Source organism: Rubripirellula amarantea, from assembly GCF_007859865.1.
GTDB classification, from domain to species: Bacteria; Planctomycetota; Planctomycetia; order Pirellulales; family Pirellulaceae; genus Rubripirellula; species Rubripirellula amarantea.
In genome coordinates this window covers 1,798,248-1,815,512 of the sequence record NZ_SJPI01000001.1, presented here as the reverse complement: position 1 = coordinate 1,815,512, position 17,265 = coordinate 1,798,248, and the positions used below count along the sequence as shown (strand labels likewise).

General features: G+C 54.7%; 13 protein-coding genes. 6 read left to right on the top strand and 7 right to left on the bottom strand.

All coding sequences use genetic code 11. The annotated features are described in order from the left end of the window. Positions 1–127: 127 nt before the first annotated feature. The 4 genes from Pla22_RS06590 to Pla22_RS06575 form a co-directional block, all read right to left on the bottom strand. Positions 128–2,191, bottom strand: coding sequence for a hypothetical protein (locus tag Pla22_RS06590; protein WP_146513908.1), 2,064 nt, complete (start codon positions 2,189–2,191; stop codon positions 128–130). Between the two features lie 288 nt (positions 2,192–2,479). Then, complete coding sequence (locus Pla22_RS06585; RefSeq protein WP_146513907.1) at positions 2,480–3,121, bottom strand: hypothetical protein; 642 nt, start codon at positions 3,119–3,121, stop codon at positions 2,480–2,482. Between the two features lie 35 nt (positions 3,122–3,156). Next, positions 3,157–4,944 (bottom strand): adenylate/guanylate cyclase domain-containing protein, encoded by a 1,788-nt coding sequence (locus tag Pla22_RS06580; RefSeq protein WP_146513906.1) that lies wholly within the window; start codon positions 4,942–4,944, stop codon positions 3,157–3,159. A 68-nt stretch (positions 4,945–5,012) separates the two neighbouring features. Then, positions 5,013–6,314 (bottom strand): BaiN/RdsA family NAD(P)/FAD-dependent oxidoreductase, encoded by a 1,302-nt coding sequence (locus Pla22_RS06575; RefSeq protein ID WP_146513905.1) that lies wholly within the window; start codon positions 6,312–6,314, stop codon positions 5,013–5,015. A gap of 161 nt (positions 6,315–6,475) precedes the next feature. On the opposite strand from Pla22_RS06575, the gene Pla22_RS06570 reads away from it, so the two are divergent. From Pla22_RS06570 to lpdA, 3 genes are all read left to right on the top strand, one after another. After that, positions 6,476–7,621 (top strand): fatty acid desaturase family protein, encoded by a 1,146-nt coding sequence (locus Pla22_RS06570; protein WP_146513904.1) that lies wholly within the window; start codon positions 6,476–6,478, stop codon positions 7,619–7,621. Positions 7,622–8,451: 830 nt separating this feature from the next. Continuing rightward, positions 8,452–9,060: a 30S ribosomal protein S4 gene (gene rpsD, locus Pla22_RS06565; RefSeq protein ID WP_146513903.1), complete on the top strand. Its 609-nt coding sequence runs from the start codon at positions 8,452–8,454 to the stop codon at positions 9,058–9,060. A 177-nt stretch (positions 9,061–9,237) separates the two neighbouring features. Then, positions 9,238–10,677 carry a dihydrolipoyl dehydrogenase gene (gene lpdA, locus Pla22_RS06560; RefSeq protein WP_146513902.1) on the top strand — a complete coding sequence of 480 codons (1,440 nt, stop codon included), beginning with the start codon at positions 9,238–9,240 and terminating at the stop codon, positions 10,675–10,677. A gap of 131 nt (positions 10,678–10,808) precedes the next feature. Here the strand turns inward: lpdA and Pla22_RS06555 are convergent, their stop codons facing one another. Next, entirely contained in the window at positions 10,809–11,729 is a 921-nt protein-coding gene (locus tag Pla22_RS06555) for a WecB/TagA/CpsF family glycosyltransferase (protein ID WP_207310308.1), read from the bottom strand. A gap of 198 nt (positions 11,730–11,927) precedes the next feature. On the opposite strand from Pla22_RS06555, the gene Pla22_RS06550 reads away from it, so the two are divergent. Then, a complete protein-coding gene (locus Pla22_RS06550; protein WP_146513901.1) occupies positions 11,928–13,142 on the top strand; it encodes a hypothetical protein in 1,215 nt (404 codons plus the stop codon). 177 nt (positions 13,143–13,319) lie between these two features. Here the strand turns inward: Pla22_RS06550 and Pla22_RS25635 are convergent, their stop codons facing one another. Together Pla22_RS25635 and Pla22_RS06540 are read right to left on the bottom strand one after the other, a co-directional pair. After that, a complete protein-coding gene (locus Pla22_RS25635) occupies positions 13,320–14,045 on the bottom strand; it encodes a hypothetical protein (protein ID WP_242631837.1) in 726 nt (241 codons plus the stop codon). Between the two features lie 488 nt (positions 14,046–14,533). Continuing rightward, complete coding sequence (locus tag Pla22_RS06540; RefSeq protein WP_165440546.1) at positions 14,534–15,115, bottom strand: hypothetical protein; 582 nt, start codon at positions 15,113–15,115, stop codon at positions 14,534–14,536. A gap of 346 nt (positions 15,116–15,461) precedes the next feature. On the opposite strand from Pla22_RS06540, the gene Pla22_RS06535 reads away from it, so the two are divergent. Together Pla22_RS06535 and Pla22_RS06530 are read left to right on the top strand one after the other, a co-directional pair. Beyond that, on the top strand, positions 15,462–16,211 hold the full coding sequence (locus Pla22_RS06535) for an FkbM family methyltransferase (protein ID WP_146513899.1): 750 nt from the start codon (positions 15,462–15,464) through the stop codon (positions 16,209–16,211). After that, a complete protein-coding gene (locus tag Pla22_RS06530) occupies positions 16,208–17,254 on the top strand; it encodes an alpha-1,2-fucosyltransferase (RefSeq protein ID WP_146513898.1) in 1,047 nt (348 codons plus the stop codon). The genes Pla22_RS06535 and Pla22_RS06530 overlap by 4 nt, the downstream gene beginning before the upstream one ends. Positions 17,255–17,265: the final 11 nt, after the last annotated feature.

Below are 17,265 nucleotides of genomic sequence, written 5' to 3'. Positions count from 1 at the left end.
AGGTAACCGATTCACGCTCGACCCTATCGACTCGGTCATGCCAGTCAAGCCGCCGTCGTCGCATATCCAACCAATGCGTCGATGATAGATCCGACGTTGACACGACTAGTCGATTAAGATCGCTGACTCACTGCACCACCGTCACGGTGAACCAACCGTCGCGAGCGTCGATGGACTTCGGCCGAAAACTGCGTCCTGCAATCGCCTGTAACTTCACAGTCGGTGGAACCTGAAGGTCACGATGCAGCAGAGTTTCGGGGAAGACATCAGCAAACTTCTTCTGGATCGTCGTTTTGACGCCCGTCTGCGACACGCTAAGGGTCTTGCGGCGGCCGGGGAAGTCCACGTCGACTTCCCCATCTCGCAGCAACATCGAAGTACCATCCGACAACTGCACTGGAATGTAAGTCGTCGTGATTTCCATTGCCTGCTTCAATTCTCGATCACCTGAAGAGAATCGAGTTCCGCGAATTCCAAGTTTGACTCGCTGGTTTCGAGCTTCAAAGATTACGGGGCGAAGTCGCGCAAAGTCGATTTCAAACGGCTCATCATCATCCTCTTCGTCATTCTCATTGCCTTCGTTTTCCGCTTCGTCTTCCTGCTCGGTGTCGGAAACGATCACGTTGGCCGAAGAAGGTTCGGGTTGGCGACCGAGCAATCGGTTCAACTCGGATTCGGTCATCGTTCTCCCCGCGAGCACGGGAGAGATCACGTTGTCGATTGCGGTCTCGTGAATTTGCAAAGCCACATCGTAGTACTGACCAATGGTGGGACGTGTTGCCAAGCTCGAGAACATTGCCGGTGCACTGAGTTGATCGTCGCGAGCAAGTGTTGCGTCGACATAGATGGATTGATCGGTCGACCCGATCAACCGAGTCGGTTCCTGCAAATCGAGTCGATCAAGGTAGGGCCGCAACTTGCCCATGAAATCTGGCGGTGAAATTGACGAAGCTTCGTCGGTTTGCTGGGCAAATTGGGAACCGACTTGCTGACGTAGTTTTTCCGTCGCAATGCGTTCGGCGGCGGGTTTCTGCTCTGCGGCCTTCTTCTTAGCGATCCGGCGAATCAAACGAAGTTTGGCATCAATCGAAACAATCTGTGTTTGCAAGGATGCCTGTGATATCGCTGGCTCAGCCTGTACGCCGAGCTCGCTAATGTGCAGCATGCGAGTCACCGCGACTTGACCGGTCCCTACGGTGTGCAGTTTGACCGGACCGTTGTATCCCACATTCCGGCTAGTCACGGTCGCGTTGAGTGCAACCTGAACACGAGCGGAACCAACCGCAGGTAAAACGTCCGCCGTCACCACTCCACCGAGCGTGGCGTTTCCAACGATGCTAGTTCCTAAGATGCAATCACGCACCGGACGGCACTCGTTGACTCCGCGGTTGATGGCCGACTGCACGACTTGTTCAGAAACGATGATGCCAATATTCGGTGAACGAAAACGAGACTTCACTGCCGAGACCAAGTCGGGTGTCTGATTGGCGGAACCCAACAAAGCCATCATCTGACCAAGCTTGGCGACGTCGTCCGCACTCGGGTTCGATTCCATTTCACGAACTTCATCGGCAAAGCTCTCAAGCTGCTTTGAAATTGCCCTGACGGATGCTTCGCCGTCCCGAAAGCGCATCGCATCGATCAACGACTCGGTCGAATCTCGCAATTGCTTCAAAACCGTCAGCTCTAACCCGGGTGCGACCCCGATGAGGCGATAGCGGAGGTCGACGGCTTCACGACCGATCAAGCGTGATCCACGACTGCTTGTCAGGGCTTTGGGCTCTTCAAGCGCGCTAACAAGCGGCTCCACATCGAGGTACTGCATCCAGCGCTGGTAGTTCTGCACCGAGGTGTTGTTTTTCAGGAACGTTTCGGCGGCTGCCAAATCTCGCAGGAATGCTTGTCTGCCAGCGGAAGCACTCGGGAGTCGTTCGTCCTCCAAGCGATCGGCTGCTTCCTCAAAATACACTGCCAGTTGCTCACGATCCGATTCGGCCCACTGTGGCACGTCCCTGTATTGTGACCCTTCCCACTGAACGCTACCCAACTGACTTTGCGTGACGATTGCGTTGGTCACATAGCCATCCGTCACATAACCATCCGTCACATAATCGCTTGATGCGTAACTAGGCCCCGTAACCTCGACCGCAGGCCATTGGGCGTCCACGACGGTGGTGGTCCGTGACGTCACGAGAAACACAACTGCCGTCCATAGCGTAAAACAGCGGAGAACTGAGTAGCAGGAAGGGCTCTTGGGTGAGTTCATAGCGGTGGTTTCGCACTCTTTAGGTTGCGTGACAGTTTGCTGCGTTGCGAGGCAGACAGTACGTCTGGGCAGGATACGCAACCTTTGCAGGCTGCGTCATCTCGGTCATTCTAGTGGTCTCACCGAAGGAGTGCAGTCCCCTTCGACAAGACTTCTTGATGCCGATTTTCAAAGGGAAAGAGACATCGTGATGCTAGCGTTCACGCTTGCCAACTAGGACTTTGGCGTCAGCGAATACAACAACTGCATCACGGTCTCGGGCGGCGTTTCCTGGGGTCGAAGGTCCCAGACCATCACGAGCAGATCGCGAGATCCGCATGACCAGTGACCGAATCGCCATTGCTGAGCGCGACGTTTGGGTAGCACGTCGCGTTTTAATTCGCCTGATCGAAGCCGCGTCGGTGGTCCTTGCAATTCCAAATCTAACCAGACGACCGATGGTTCCCGAGAATTACCATCACGAGAGTCACCCTTAGCGGCATCCGGAGGTGCCGATGAGGGTTCAAATTTCTCAAGTGCTTCGCTCCAGGGTTGTACCTGAACAACCACTTGAGCCGAGCTATTGGCAAACGTGAGCGGGTTAGCCACCACGTCATCTTTAACAGAAAGGAATGCCCAGCCGGGCGGAATTTCCACGTTAATCCCAAGATCATCAAAGCGATGCACGCCCGTGGTTGAGCGAATCACCATCAATCGGTTGTCGCTCGAATAGTTCAACGACTCAGGTTGGCTTTGGTCGTCGATCGCCCTTCGTACCACCAACAGTACCGTGAGCCCCATCAACACCCATATCATCGGATGCAGACTCAGACGCTGAACGTTGGGATGTTCTGTCGTGGTGATTTCGTGGTTCACAATGAGAAATGCATTAGAGGGCACACTGCCGGTTACTATTCGATCACAACCTTGTCCCAGGACGAAGGTGGTTGCCCATTGTATTTTCGAATCATTGCCAACAACAATTCGCTAGGACGATCAGCACTTGGCAATTGAGTCAATAAACGCTCTGCCTCACTCCACTGGCCCGCTTCGAACCATTCAAGTGCTTGCTGATGCTGTTTGACTTGTTCCGCCGTCAATCCGCCCGGCAGCATCAACTCATACATGTTCGCTGCTTGCGAAAAACCAGCGGGGACGACCTTCCCCAATCGACGCAAAAAGAAAGATGAATTTGGCGACGCAGAAACGATCGAGTAAGTCGCCTCGTCCAGAATCACCTCGACGCCGAAACGTTTCGTTAGGGCTTCCAGCCGACTTGCCAAGTTCACAACGGGGCCGAAGGCAGTCACTTTGACTTGATCAACCGTGCCGATGCGTCCCGCAACGGCACGCCCCGTCGCGATTCCAATGCCGCACCTAAAGCCACCGACTTTGGTGCCCGCTCGATAGTCATCGCGAATTCGCGAAGCCGCGTCGACTGCACGGACCGCAGCGTCTTCTTGCTGCAACGGCCATCCCCAAAAACCCATCGCTGCGTCTCCGTGAAAATCCCCGATCACACCGCGACAGTCCAAGATATGGCGTGTCATGACTCCCAACGCATCACTCACCCGGGCGAGCAACCCTAGCAGGTCGGATGATCCCTGTTCACTTTGCCGTGAAAAACCTCTCAGGTCACAAAACAGCACCGACAGGTCCGCCTCGCGCGGAGCGAGAACTTCATCCGCTCCCTGAGTCGCCAAAGCTTCCAAGACGATCGGCGCGAAGAAGTGCCGCAACTCGGATTGCCTCCGCTGCAGCCGTCGGCTTTGCCGCAAATTCGAAATCGTTGTCGCGACTAACTCGGTAAACTTTACATCGTCCTGCAAATTTTCGGGTGCCGCCTGCAGCGACCGTTCCAAATCCTGCTTCGCATCGGCGATCAACCCACCGGTCACATACAGTGCCCATCCCGCGCAGGCATCGCTGCGAAGCGGTACACAGAACGCCCAGTCCGCTTCCTCGCTGGCCGTGAATGCCGCTGAGTTTGCACGACTGCCCGACCAAAGGTGCAGCATGCTTTCGCGTTTCCGAATCGTGCTACGAACCAATCTTGCACTGACGGTCGGTCCATCGCGTCCAACCGTGCGACTGTCGTAGTGCAAAATCTCAATAGCGGGTTCCAACTCGGTATCGGCTTGTTCCGTTGGATTGTTTTGCTCGGCAACCGCAACGACCGCTACCGCAGATGCATTGGGAGTCGCCTGCAGAAGCACGCCCGTCACCCGGACGAGCAGCTCTTCATCGCTAAGGCTACTAGTGATCAAGTCGGGCAACCGTCCCAGCATCTCGATCCGTGAAGCAGCATCACGAAAGTGTCGTTTCTTAAGATCCACATGATCGTAGGCATGCTCAGTAAATTCGCTCCCCGATGACGACTCTGATGCGCCTGGTCGATTGACAAGCGTGAACGTCGTCTGACCAATTACAAAATGATCGCCGGGCACCACCACAAACTGAGTGGACTGCTTGCCACGATGAAAGACGGCATTGCGAGCAGTCGGCATTCGCCGAACTTGCAGACGATCATCGGCTAAAGGAATCAGCCGAGCGTGGTTGCGCGAAACCATCGCATCCCAAGGAACGTTCCAATCGGCGCCCGTACGCCCCAAGGTGATTTCATTGCCAGAGGTTGAACTGGGAACTTCGCGCCGCCAGCGATCATCGCTTTGGGGGCCTTGGGCAATCAAGTCAGGCAACGTAGGTGGTCCCGGTGAAGAAAGAAAGGGTTTGCACGTTCATCAGTGTAGCACTAGCGACCACGATATTAGTTCTCCGCAGCAATGCTTCCTGCGAGGTGCCCCGTGCTGAATGCAGACTGAAAATTGTAACCGCCGATCCAACCATCCACGTCCAACACTTCGCCAGCGATGAACAAACCAGGATGCAATCGGCTTTGCATCGTCTTGGGGTCGACTTCGCTTAACGCCACGCCACCGGCTGTCACTTCTGCCTTTTCGAACCCCTTGGTTCCCGTGATCGAAACCGGCATACGCTTAAGCTGAGTGATCAAGTCGCGCCGCATCGTCGCGGGCAACTGTGCCACCGTGCAATCGGTACCGATGCTCTGCACGATGCAGTCCGCCATGCGTTGCGGCAACATTCGGCTAATGATCGTTGACACGTTTCGCTTGGCCGAGTCTGGGTTACTGGCGGCAAAGCAATGGTTCAGACTTGCTTCGTCGATCTCTGGCACCACGTCTATTTCCAAGTGCACGTTGTTCATGGACCGAGCCTCGGTCATCACTCCGCTGACGTCCATGGCAGCCGGGCCCGATAACCCAAAGTGCGTCAACAACATCGATGCACGTCGCGAGGTCAGCACAGCTTTGCGTCCGGTCTTTACTTCACCTTGTTCGTTTTTCTGGCGTACCGTAGCAACGCAGTCTTCAAGCGTGATTCCCGAAAGCGACCGCATCCACGCCGTGCCACCAACCAATGGAACCAAGGCAGGACGAGTGCGCACAATGGTATGCCCCAGTTGCGTTAACCATGCGTAAGCATCGCCGGTAGTTCCACAACCCGGCCAACTCCTTCCGCCCGCCGTGATGATGACTGCGTCGGCGGTTAAAGACTCGGTTGTGATCGAGTCAGCAGTCTGGTTTTCTGTAACGACGGACCATTGGTTCTTGCCGTCGGCTTGATGACGCTTAACGTCCTTCACGGAGGTCCGCAATCGGAGCTCAACGCCTGAATCAATCGCCAATTGATGTAGTGCGTCACGGACTTGAACCGCCCGATTCGAAACGGGAAAGATCTTGCCGGTCGATTCGACCTTCGTGCCCACGCCGGCATCATTGAACATTTTCACCACATCGGTCGGACTGAACCGGCCCACACTGGGCTGCAGGAATCGCTTGGCTTTCCCGAATGCCTCGGTGATGCCGCGAGCGTCGGTGTTGTGCGTGATGTTGCAGCGGGTGCCGCCGGACATCAGAATTTTGACGCCTGTCTTTGAATTTTTCTCCAACAAGATCACGCGGGCGCCTCGCAGCGCGGCCTGCGTTGCGGCGACCATCCCCGCTGCTCCTGCACCAATAACGACGATTTGTTTGACATTAGCTGTCATGATGGTGTCAAACGCTCGGGATTTAATGGAATGGAATGTCTGGGAGGAGCAGGAGAAACAGGTGAAAGATTCTTGACTTGAGGTACGATATTTGCCAACGGGATCAATCGATACAAACGATCTAAGGATTGACTACGAGTTCCACCATGAGAGGCTAAACAATGCCCGTGACGTCCCCGGAAACGACGCCGAAAACCGCGATTGCCGAAACATCGTTCTCGTTTCACCAGGCCCGCAGTCTGATCGAAGGACTTGGGCAACCCAAGGCGTGGATTTACTGGACGGACTTTCTTGCCTCAATCATCACCGGCCACGTAGCGTTTTTTCTAATCCTGGGCCTGCCACGACAATACCCCAATTCTTCTTGGGCGATTGCCGGTGCGGCGCTGGCTTACGTGGTAACGATCCTGGCTTACATGCGGGCGTTGATGTTCATTCACGAACTGGTGCATTTGCCCAAGGATCAATTCAAGGGATTCCGGATCGCTTGGAATGCTCTATGCGGAATTTTCATGTTTGTTCCGTCATTCCTGTACTACCCGCACGTCGATCACCACCGCCGTAAACACTATGGCACCGAACACGATGGCGAATACTTGGCGCTAAGTCACAACGGTCGCTGGATGATCGTTGGGTTCATCGCCCAGGCTATTTTGATTCCGATCCTGGGATTTGCTCGTTTCGCAATCATCAGTCCTATCTGTTGGCTGATTCCGGGGGCCCGAAAGTGGGTTCACAAGCACGCTTCGACGATGTTGGTCGATCCGTTTTACGAGCGGACTGATGTGGAAAAGAAAGACGTCATGCGAATCGTGGTGCTGCAAGAAGTGCTTGTCTTTGCATGGTGCGTTGTCTTTGCGACGCGCTATTACTTCCGGACCGGGGAATGGTTCAATCCGCTTTGGGTCGTGGCCTATTCCGTGGGAGTAGGCCTCTTGGTCTTGAACGAACTTCGCACACTAGGTGCGCATCGTTGGACAAATGAGCACGGGGAAATGAGCTTCCAAGATCAAATGCTCGATAGCGTGAACTATCCACACGCACCTTGGTTCAGCGAACTTTGGGGTCCGATTGGAACTCGCTACCACGCCTTGCACCATTTATTCCCGCGATTGCCCTATCACGATTTGGGGAGGGCTCACCGCCGCTTAGTCGCGGGCCTGCCAGCGGACTCACCGTACCACGACACGATCGCACCGAGCTTGACCAGTGAAATAGCTTCACTATGGCGAAGGGCCAAAGCATCTGAGTCCTCCCAGTCATTCCGCGATCTGTGGGCTCGTCTGTCGGTCGCCAAATCGAGGTGATGCGAGGCAAAACGCAAATTCGCTGCACTGTTCTTCTCAACTTCGTTACCTATCTCTCTTCTGGTCGCGATTTTTGCGCAACCAGAATCCCAGGGAACGAAGCGAGGACTGGGGGCTAGTTCAGCCCGAGGCATTAGCGATGAGCCCCGTATCGTGAGTTGGCTAACGGAAACCCAGCAAAGACAACCTAGCAAAGACGTAGTGCCTAGCGGGCGAGTGAACCGTCGGCATGAACTACCGATTTCGAGTCCGCCAAGGTTCGGAACATCTTGGGGTTTGTCCAGATTGGCCCCAGTGTTCACCGATGGCCGTGTTCACCGATGGCCGTGTTCACCGATGGCTGTGTTCACCGATGGCTGTTTCCAATCTCGTCGCAAATCGGCGGCGGACCAGCCGGCGGCGGACCAGGAAAGCAAACGTACACTACCAATCCTGCGCGTTCCGCCGCCGCGGCATTCATCCTTGGGTATTCAACGTCGGCAAGGAACACGAATCCGCAGACAAAAACCACAAGGTTGGCGACTCAGAAACAGCGTTTTACAGGGAGCTCGTCCTCGGAGGCTGGCGAGCCCCTCAAAACCGACGCATCAGCCGTAAAACCCTCGCAAAAAACGCATGTTTGGGCCCCTTTCCCCTTGCCCAACTCAAGACCAGTCGCCACACTGTGCGGCCCCCAAGAAATCCATGGGTGACCAACGGCAACGCCATTGTGGCTTGCTGGCCTGATACGGCACTGGATCGCTCGGGTTGGACTGCCAATCGTTTGGCAACCGCCCCTCCCCTCAATGTAAGTGCCGCGACGATATCGTGGTGCGGAAAGGAACTGTTTTATGGCTCGCTATACCGGCCCAAAAGCACGTGTTAACCGACGTCTAGGCGTCTTAATTTACGAAACATCCGGAGCCGCTCGGGCTCTCGACCGTCGTCCGCAACCGCCAGGCATGCACGTGCGGGGACGCAGACCAAGTAACTACGGTCTTGCGTTGATGGAAAAGCAAAAGATCAAGCACTACTACGGCCTCGGTGAACGTCAACTTCGCCGTTATTTCGATTCCGTAGGGCATAAGCCGGGCAACACCGGTGAATTGCTGCTTCTGATGTGCGAGCGCCGCCTCGACAACGTTGTCCGCCGCGTCGGGTTCACCAAGACTCGTCCCCAAGCACGTCAGGGCATTGTCCACGGTCACTTTCACGTCAACGGCGCGAAGGTTACCAAGCCCAGCTACATCCTTCGTCCTGGCGATATTATCGAAGTTCGTGGTCGCGAAAATCTTAAGAATCTGTACCGCGGCGTGATCGCCAATGCTTCGCCCGACGCACTCGATTGGGTGACTTTCGATAGCGAAAACTTGAAGGCAACTGTTCTGGGACTTCCGGGCGCAAGCGACATCAGTCTGCCCGTGGACGCCAACAGCGTCGTCGAATTCCTGTCACGCTAATTTCTTTCCATCCATTCCGGGCTCGGGCAATTCAAAAAAATGCCTGCCGCCTACAATGAGACTGCGAAAGCTCAACAATCCGCATGGACGCTTTCGTCCGTGCGGATTTTTTGTAGGCCTGTGACTCATTCGCAGCCCCCTGTCATCATCTTCCTAGTTTGGTCGAAGTCATAAATCATGCATGCTCCTGTTGTTGTTCTCGGTGGTGGTCCCGGTGGTTATGCGGCTGCCTTCTTGGCGGCTGACGAAGGCCTTGAAGTCACCATTGTTGAAGCCTCACCTACTCTCGGTGGCACCTGCTTGCTTCGTGGATGTATCCCTTCCAAAGCACTGCTGCATGTCGCGAAGGTCATCGCCGAAGTTGATGAACTACGAGCCGACTGGGGTGTGGTGTACGAGGGCAAGCCCGCAATTGATGTCGATAAGGTTCGAGCCCGCAAGGACAAGGTCATTTCCAACTTGACCGGCGGACTAGGCAATCTTGCCAAGCGACGAAACGTTACCGTGATTCAAGCTCGCGGAACGTTCGTGAATTCGACAACACTGAAACTCGAAGGCGATCACGAGTCAATTCCCGAAGGTGGTCAACTTACTTTCGATCACTGCATTCTGGCGACCGGCAGCGTCCCAGCGATGCCGCCTGTCTTTGACATCGGCAGCGACCGCGTCATGGACAGCACCGGTGCTTTGAAGCTTGTCGACATTCCCGAAACGTTGCTGGTCATTGGTGGTGGCTACATTGGCTTGGAAATGGGAAGCGTCTATGCCCATCTTGGTTCCAAAGTGTCGGTCGTTGAAATGACCGAAGGATTGCTTCCGGGTGCGGATCGAGATCTGGTCAAGCCGCTAGCGAAGAAGATCGACCAGATGTGCGAAGGTCGTGTGTTCCTGAACACGAAGGTTGGTTCGTTGTCCGAAACAGGCGACAAGATCGAAGTGACCTTTGAAGGCCCCGGTAAATTCGGTCACGAACAATTCGATCGCGTCTTGGTTAGCATTGGTCGACGCCCTGTAACGCGTGGCCTAGGTCTTGAAAACACGTCCGTCGTTGTCAACGAACGAGGCTTCGTCGAATGTGACAATCAACAACGAACTGCCGACCCACACATCTTTGCCATTGGCGATGTTGCGGGCGATCCTATGCTCGCTCACAAAGCGACCCATGAAGGACGCATCGCTGCTGAAGTGATTGCTGGAAAAGCCGTCGCCTTTGACAAAGTTGCAATTCCCGCAGTCGTGTTTACCGATCCCGAAATCGCTTGGGCGGGACTCACCGAGGAAGAAGCCAAACGCGATGGCATTGAAGTTGAAGTCAATGTTTATCCATGGGCGGCCAGCGGTCGGGCTCAAGCTTTGGGAATCACAAATGGCCTTACCAAGTGGCTTGTTGATCCCAACACCCAACGTGTTTTAGGCTGCGGTATTGTCGGCAGTGGGGCTGGCGAATTGATTGCTGAAGCGGTGCTGGCGATCGAGATGGGCTGCGAAGTACACGACATCACCGACAGCATTCACCCACACCCAACGCTTAGCGAGACGTTGATGAACGCGGGCGAAGTCCACTTTGGTACGGCTACTGAGATCTACAAGCCGAAGAAGAAACCAGCGGCCGTATAGGAACTTCCCAGCCATAAACTTTAGCAAGCCGCTAATAACGAACAGACAGTCGACACCATTTGGGATCCTGTCTGGTGAGCGTTTTGGCAAACTGAAGCGAGTTTGCCCAACGCCTTGCTGCTGGAAATCGTCTATTCCCACATGCCCCATTTGATCACGGCACGTTTCCAATCTTCGATGAGTGCCGTCAGTAGAAACGTGGCATTGGACCAATAGCGAGGAATCAATCGCTTGGGGTCCGTCATCATGCGATACCCCCATTCCATGCCAGTCTTCTGACACCACCGGGGTGCTCGTGTTGCGGTACCGGCAATGAAGTCGAACGATGCCCCCAGTTGAATGCTCACGGGCACGCCTAGCTTCGCGTAGTTTTCATGGATCCACTTTTCGCCCTTGGGTTGACCAAAGGCAACCAATAGAAGTTTCGCGCCGGATTCACGAATGCGAGCGGCTTGGCTTGCGCGTTCTAACTCGCTGAGTTCACGGTAGGGAGGTGATTCCACGCCGGCGACCTTGAGCCCCGGGAACTGCTTGGTCAATTTCTCTGCCGCCGTTGCTCCCACACCGGGCATTCCACCTAGGAAGTAAATGCCCCAACCCTTTTTGGCTGCCATCTCAGCAAGCGTGTAGATCATTTCGCTACCAGCGACTCGCTCGGGCAGTGGATGTTCACCGATGCGACTTCGCCAGACGATTGGCTGACCATCAGCGAGAATCAAATCGGCATCGCGTGTAACCTCCGGCATCGCGGCATCGCGATGATGCAACATCACGTAATTCAGATTTGCGGTGATTACGTAGCTAGGTGCGTCTCGCTCAATCAATTCACCAATTTTTTCAACCGCTTCTTCAAGCGTGACGTTATCGAAAGGCACGTCCCAAACCATTGTCCGCGAGGGAGCTTGCCATGGCTTCCTCGTTGCCGGCGCGCCCGCAGTCGTCGTGTTTTTCGTATCGGCTGACACGGGCAGGACGACCGTGGGCGGAACCACCACGGGTGGCGTAACCAAGGCCGGAAAATCATGGTTGGGGTTGGACGGCGTGATCGACATGAACTTGGAAACGAAAAACGAGAAGACGGACCCACTGCGCTTAACCCTAGAACACGGATAAACTGGACTGGGCTGTTGAGCTTCCCATGCCTGTCCGCTTGCTCACCGGTCGCGATCGATGACACTGATTGCGCGGGTTCTGCCGCCTGCCGCAGACAAAAACCTGCTGACCTCGAGCCTCTTACCACTTACGAATCCTTGCGAACTCGACCGCTGATCGTCCTATCGTTCGATGCTCTGACCACATCCTCGTTGGGTTGCTACGGGTCCTCGTGGAATCAAACTCCCTCGATCGACCAAATCGCGTCCACCGGATGCGTATGGGATCGCTGGACCTCTTCCGATGATCAACCGCACTCGTTGCTTCGACGATTGTTCACCGTTGGTGACGATCAAGTTGATGGACAATCTGGCGATATAGCTAGCCAGTGGATGGAACCCTGGAAACTGGCTGGGGAAACAGAGCTGATCACGGATGTCGAAGCTGTGGCATCGGCCGCGTCATGTTTCGACTCAGTCGTGCAAATGCAGGCGTCAGAGAACGGCATGGCGGCCACGGAGATCGAACAAACTCACCTGGCTTCCTTGATGGCTGCAGCCATCGAACGGGACATCGAAACCGATGGCGATTGGAGTCTGATGTGGCTGCACTCTGATTTTCTTACCCGATGCTGGGACGCACCACGATCGCTGTATCCTATCGACGAGGTTGAATTGCAATCGGCTCTAGAACCTTGGGAGGAGGAAGACTTAGCGGATACTCCGGATTTCGGTTCACTTCCTTTGATCAATGAAAGTGCTTTGGTTCCCAAGATAGATCTAACAAAAGCTCCCTCTGATTCGCAAAGTATCGGATGGCTGGGCGACGCTTATCACCCCGACGCCATCACGATGTGGATGCGAACCTACGCATGCCAAGTACGTCTAGTCGACTTGATGATCGAAGTCATGCTTCAATCATTACTTTGCGATGATCCTCGAGTGTTACTGATCGGAACCAGCGGGTTCGGCCTTGGCCAAAACCAACACATCGGCCACCGTGTCGGACCGCTGCGAAGCCATGACTTGAGATTGCCAATGGTGGTCAGCGATGTGGGGCCGGTGCGGATGCCTCATGTCACCTCGGACCGATCCTTGCCTAACATCCTTCGCAGCTTAGGCAACAACGATGCATCTTGGTGCGGTGCCCAAGCGTGGACTCAAAGCACCAAAGACAAGGTCGTTCGCACATCGTCGGACCGAGCCAATCACGCTATCACCGCGGACGAATGGCTATTCGTTGAGGACAATGACGGGAGCGAACACCTGTACTTGAAGCCCGATGACGTTGAAGACTTTAACGATGTCGCTCGACTGCGTCCAAGCGTTATCGACGAGCTAAAGGAATCTCCATTGCCAATCGACGAGTCGTGAGGATCTTCGCTTGATAACGATTCCCGGATTCGCAGAAGTCAATCAAAGCTCGCCGTTTTCGACCGAAACGCTTCAATCAAACTAGACGCACAAAAAAACCACGCACATCAAACGACGTGCGTGGTTCTTGTATCTGTCGAAACGCTGTGAAGCGTAGAGACGGGTTGTCTTTACAGACTAGGCATCGGTCGATGCGTCTGGAGTTGGTGCTGGAGGAGCGGCTTCTTCTACTGCTTCTGCAGCAGGTGCAGGTGCTGCATCGCTGCTGCTTTCAGGAGCATCTGCAGCGGCATCAGCTTCAGGAGCGGCAACAGGTGCAACAGGCTCGGCTGCAGGTGCAGCAATTTCAGCCGCTTCAGCAGCAGGTGCTGCTTCACTTGCGCCAACCGTTTGCAGGCTGCCTGGAACAAGCACTTCGCCTGGAGCAAGGTTGAAGCCTTCGCTCGAAGCTGCTTCGGTTACGACTTCGCCACCTTCGACAACGCCTTCAACGGCATAGTCCATGCTGACTTCGCCACCGCAGCAAGGTGCTTCTTCGATGGCAGGAGCGCCACAGCAAGGAGCAGCTTCAACGACGGGTGCTTCGCAGCAAGGTTCTGGAGCGACTTCGCAACATGGCTCGGGTGCTGGTGCACAGCATGGTTCAGGAGCCGGTGCGCAACATGGCTCTGGTGCAGGAGCACAACATGGCTCCGGTGCACAGCAATCTGATCCCTTGCTCTTGCAGCCAAGGTTGCTGAAGAAGCTCACTTTTTTGGCGTGAATGTTCTTAAGCATGCAAACCTTCTTGGCGTGAATCTTGCAAAGTAGTCCGCCGCCTGCTTCTGCTGTATTTGACATCGCCAACGATGCACTCACTACCAGTGCGAATGCCGCGATGCTGCTCACCACAGTCCGATTCATAGATATCTCCCAAAATCCGGAGTGTAAGTGCGATCCGATTCGCACATTGGTTCTTGAAGCCTTGATCCATGGCTTTTCGCCGAGCCGCCAACAACACGTTGGCCGCCACCCGGGCAATCCCAAACGTCACTGCTACAGGCGTGCCAAAACAGGCAATCCAGGCAATTTATAACGCTTGCGAGGTTTCGACGTTACAGTAACCCGTAGGCAATACATGTCAATGCAAGCAAGACGTCGTTTACGCATAATTGCGAGCATCGGGATGCGAGTTTTGCCGCTCCAGCGTGGAGCAAGCGCGACGTCCTAGTCGCCGCGATATCCGGTGCATCGCCGCCGTCGTGATTGTTAGGGTCACAGCGAAGTGATATTCCACGCTACCTGAACAATTCGCCTTCCGTTTACGGAAGTTTATTTACCCTAGAGCGGTTTCAGGCAATTCCAGAATGAGGGCTGCCACGCCAAGATGCGTGGCAGAATCCAGACATCGACTAGCGATCAATTTGCTCTGGATTGCTGGCGGCCTGCGACAGTTCAGCCGAGGATTCACTGGGGCCCTCTACATCCGCCAGCAGAGCTGCCATGCGGTTTCCATCTTCGAAGTTGACGATCATCGGTTGCGGCTCACCCTCAAATTCCATCGCCAGCCCAGAGATCCGCCATTGGTTGGCTTCTTTTTGAACAGCCCAAACGACCTGGGATTCAATTGTCGTGCCTTCGGGCCCTGGTTCGGCCCACACGCTATGTACCAACGCAGCGTTTGGATCAGACGGAACCATTTCGCTGCGAGTGACCGTGAAGCGAGCGTCGGGCGATCCAATTGGCTGGACCGTTCGACCGATCCGTTGCAACTCTGACTGAGCTTTCGAGGTCAACAAAGTCGAAGCACCGGAATCTGTACCTCCACGACGAACGAGATCGAGAAATTGGCTGACGACGTCCGTTGCCGGTACGACAGGTGTGCTAGCAACCGCCGCAGCAGCAGGAGCAGTGCCGTTGGTGGAACTAGCGACCTGGACATCCGATGCGGAACCTCCGCAGCCGACCAATGCGATCATGGTGAAACAGCTCACCGATACGGAAACAACGTGACGGTGAAGAGCAGGAAGCTGGGGTAAACCTAAACGACAGTTCATCGCAAAATCAGAGGGTTTAGAGCTTTAAAATGGTGTCCAGTGAAACACTCACCCGACCTCAAAGGATGGTTTAGAAGAACCAGTTCTTGGGCGTCAAGACTGACTTTCCCGAGCTGATTGAACATCCGATTTCGCTCGCGTTATTGCGAATGAGATAGTGATATTGTCGCTTCGGGCGCTTAGCGGGTACTTATGGACTTTCTGAAATGAAAGCGAGGCTGGCAAATGCCCAACGCGTTCATTTCGCAACGGCCCATCAACGGTTTTGAAATCCAGGCAGACCATGTCTCGCTCACTATACGCCGCGAAAATCCCGTTTCGCACCGCCTACCTCCAGTTGGCAAACCGCTTCGGTAAGCCCAGCAGTCATGTCAGCATGCTGCATCGCTACGGAGTAGACACGGTTCTGGATGTTGGCGCTAACAACGGACAATACGCTCGCAGGTTGCTTCGCGGTGGATTCAGAGGACGCATCATCTCTTTCGAACCGCTACCAGCAGCCCTAGAAAAACTCCGGCTCAACAGTTCTGGGTTTGACCGATGGCAAGTTGCCTCGTACGCGTTAGGAGCCGAAACCACGACAGCGAAATTCAACGTCGCGACCGATACTCAGAGTAGTTCACTGCTTCCGATGACGGATCGACTCGAAAGCTCAACCGGGGATGTTTGCTATGTCGACACAATCACGATCAACGTCAAACGCCTTGATGAGATCGTTAGCAGCTATTGCGAAGAAGACGAACGGTTGTTCTTGAAGCTTGATGTTCAAGGACTCGAACACCAAGTCATTGCGGGTGCTCAACGTTGCATGGATCAAATCATCGGCATGCAGATGGAACTTTCAACTCAACCACTTTATGAAAACGCACCGCTGTGGGATGAGTCCTTGCAGTTGGCCGAGTCACTTGACTTTGTTCCCACCTCAATTCAGTCAGGCTTTTCGGACCGCGTTACCGGTGTCATGCTGCAAGCGGATTGCACATTCGTTCGACAATCGGTTGCCAATGACCTAGCCCTGGCAAAAGCTTCATGATTGTTATCGCACGCAACTACGGTCAGTTGGGCAACCGGCTCGTCCTGGCAGCCAACCTGATCGCCGCTGCGCAGGAATACAACATTTCGTTGGTGAATCCGTCGTTCACTAAGTACGCGAAGTACTTCTGTTCGACGGAACATGATCTTTGGTGCCGGTTTGATCCTAAACCGAATCCGCAATCATTGGTGTCAGGCTTACCGATTCCTCCATTGCCCACGGCGAATGACTACGAAGTACTCAGCTTTCGCATGACGTACCCTATCGCCGACTATCGGGCCTCAAGAGCGTCCGACGAAGCAACGTTTAGAAAAGAAGGCAATGCGTCGACCACAGAGCCTAGCGCACTGTCTCGCGAGTTGTTGTACCGCGCGGTGTATTTGACGGGGCGTTCGCTCTCACACCTTCGCATGACTCGGTTTCCATTTCATGTGGTGCGGCTGGTCGACGAAGATGAATGTGACCTCACCAGCGACAGCTTCGCGGCAATGGCACAATCCAAACGCCCAACCCTGGTGGCCGGATGGCGTTTTCTAGCTGGACCATGGTTGACCAAGCACGCTGACATCATTCGCAAACACTTCCGCATCACGCCGCCCCATGAATCTAATGTCGAAAGTTTGATGGCCGGTATTCGACGTAACAGCCAAACCGTCATCGGGATCCACATTCGACAAGGTGACTACGCCACGTTTCGCGATGGCATGTACTACTACAGCGTCGCGGATTATGTAGCCGCTATGCGACGGGTTCAAAACGAACTTCGCGGTCAAGCGGTGTCATTCTTGGTGTGTGGAAACTCTGATTTGCATCGCAATGACTTTAGCGGTTTAGACGTCCACTTCGGCACCGGCCACATGGTCGAAGACATGTATGCGTTCGCCAAGTGTGACCAATTGATTGGGCCACCGAGTTCGTTCACGGGCTGGGCTTCGTTTTATGGTGATGTTCCGCTTCACCGAATGCACACCGCGCAGGAGTCGTTCGATCAGTTGCTTCATCGGCCTCGTCTTACTCATGAACAAACCCTTGAAGCCGCCTGAATCGGGCGAAC

What these genes read in the sequence shown, in the direction of transcription:
- Pla22_RS25635 (WP_242631837.1), bottom strand. Translation starts at nt 14,045, where the DNA reads ATGAATCGGACTGTGGTGAGCAGCATCGCGGCATTCGCACTGGTAGTG.
- Pla22_RS06555 (WP_207310308.1), bottom strand. Translation starts at nt 11,729, where the DNA reads ATGTCGATCACGCCGTCCAACCCCAACCATGATTTTCCGGCCTTGGTT.
- lpdA (WP_146513902.1), top strand. Translation starts at nt 9,238, where the DNA reads ATGCATGCTCCTGTTGTTGTTCTCGGTGGTGGTCCCGGTGGTTATGCG.
- Pla22_RS06535 (WP_146513899.1), top strand. Translation starts at nt 15,462, where the DNA reads ATGTCTCGCTCACTATACGCCGCGAAAATCCCGTTTCGCACCGCCTAC.
- rpsD (WP_146513903.1), top strand. Translation starts at nt 8,452, where the DNA reads ATGGCTCGCTATACCGGCCCAAAAGCACGTGTTAACCGACGTCTAGGC.
- Pla22_RS06575 (WP_146513905.1), bottom strand. Translation starts at nt 6,314, where the DNA reads ATGACAGCTAATGTCAAACAAATCGTCGTTATTGGTGCAGGAGCAGCG.
- Pla22_RS06570 (WP_146513904.1), top strand. Translation starts at nt 6,476, where the DNA reads ATGCCCGTGACGTCCCCGGAAACGACGCCGAAAACCGCGATTGCCGAA.
- Pla22_RS06530 (WP_146513898.1), top strand. Translation starts at nt 16,208, where the DNA reads ATGATTGTTATCGCACGCAACTACGGTCAGTTGGGCAACCGGCTCGTC.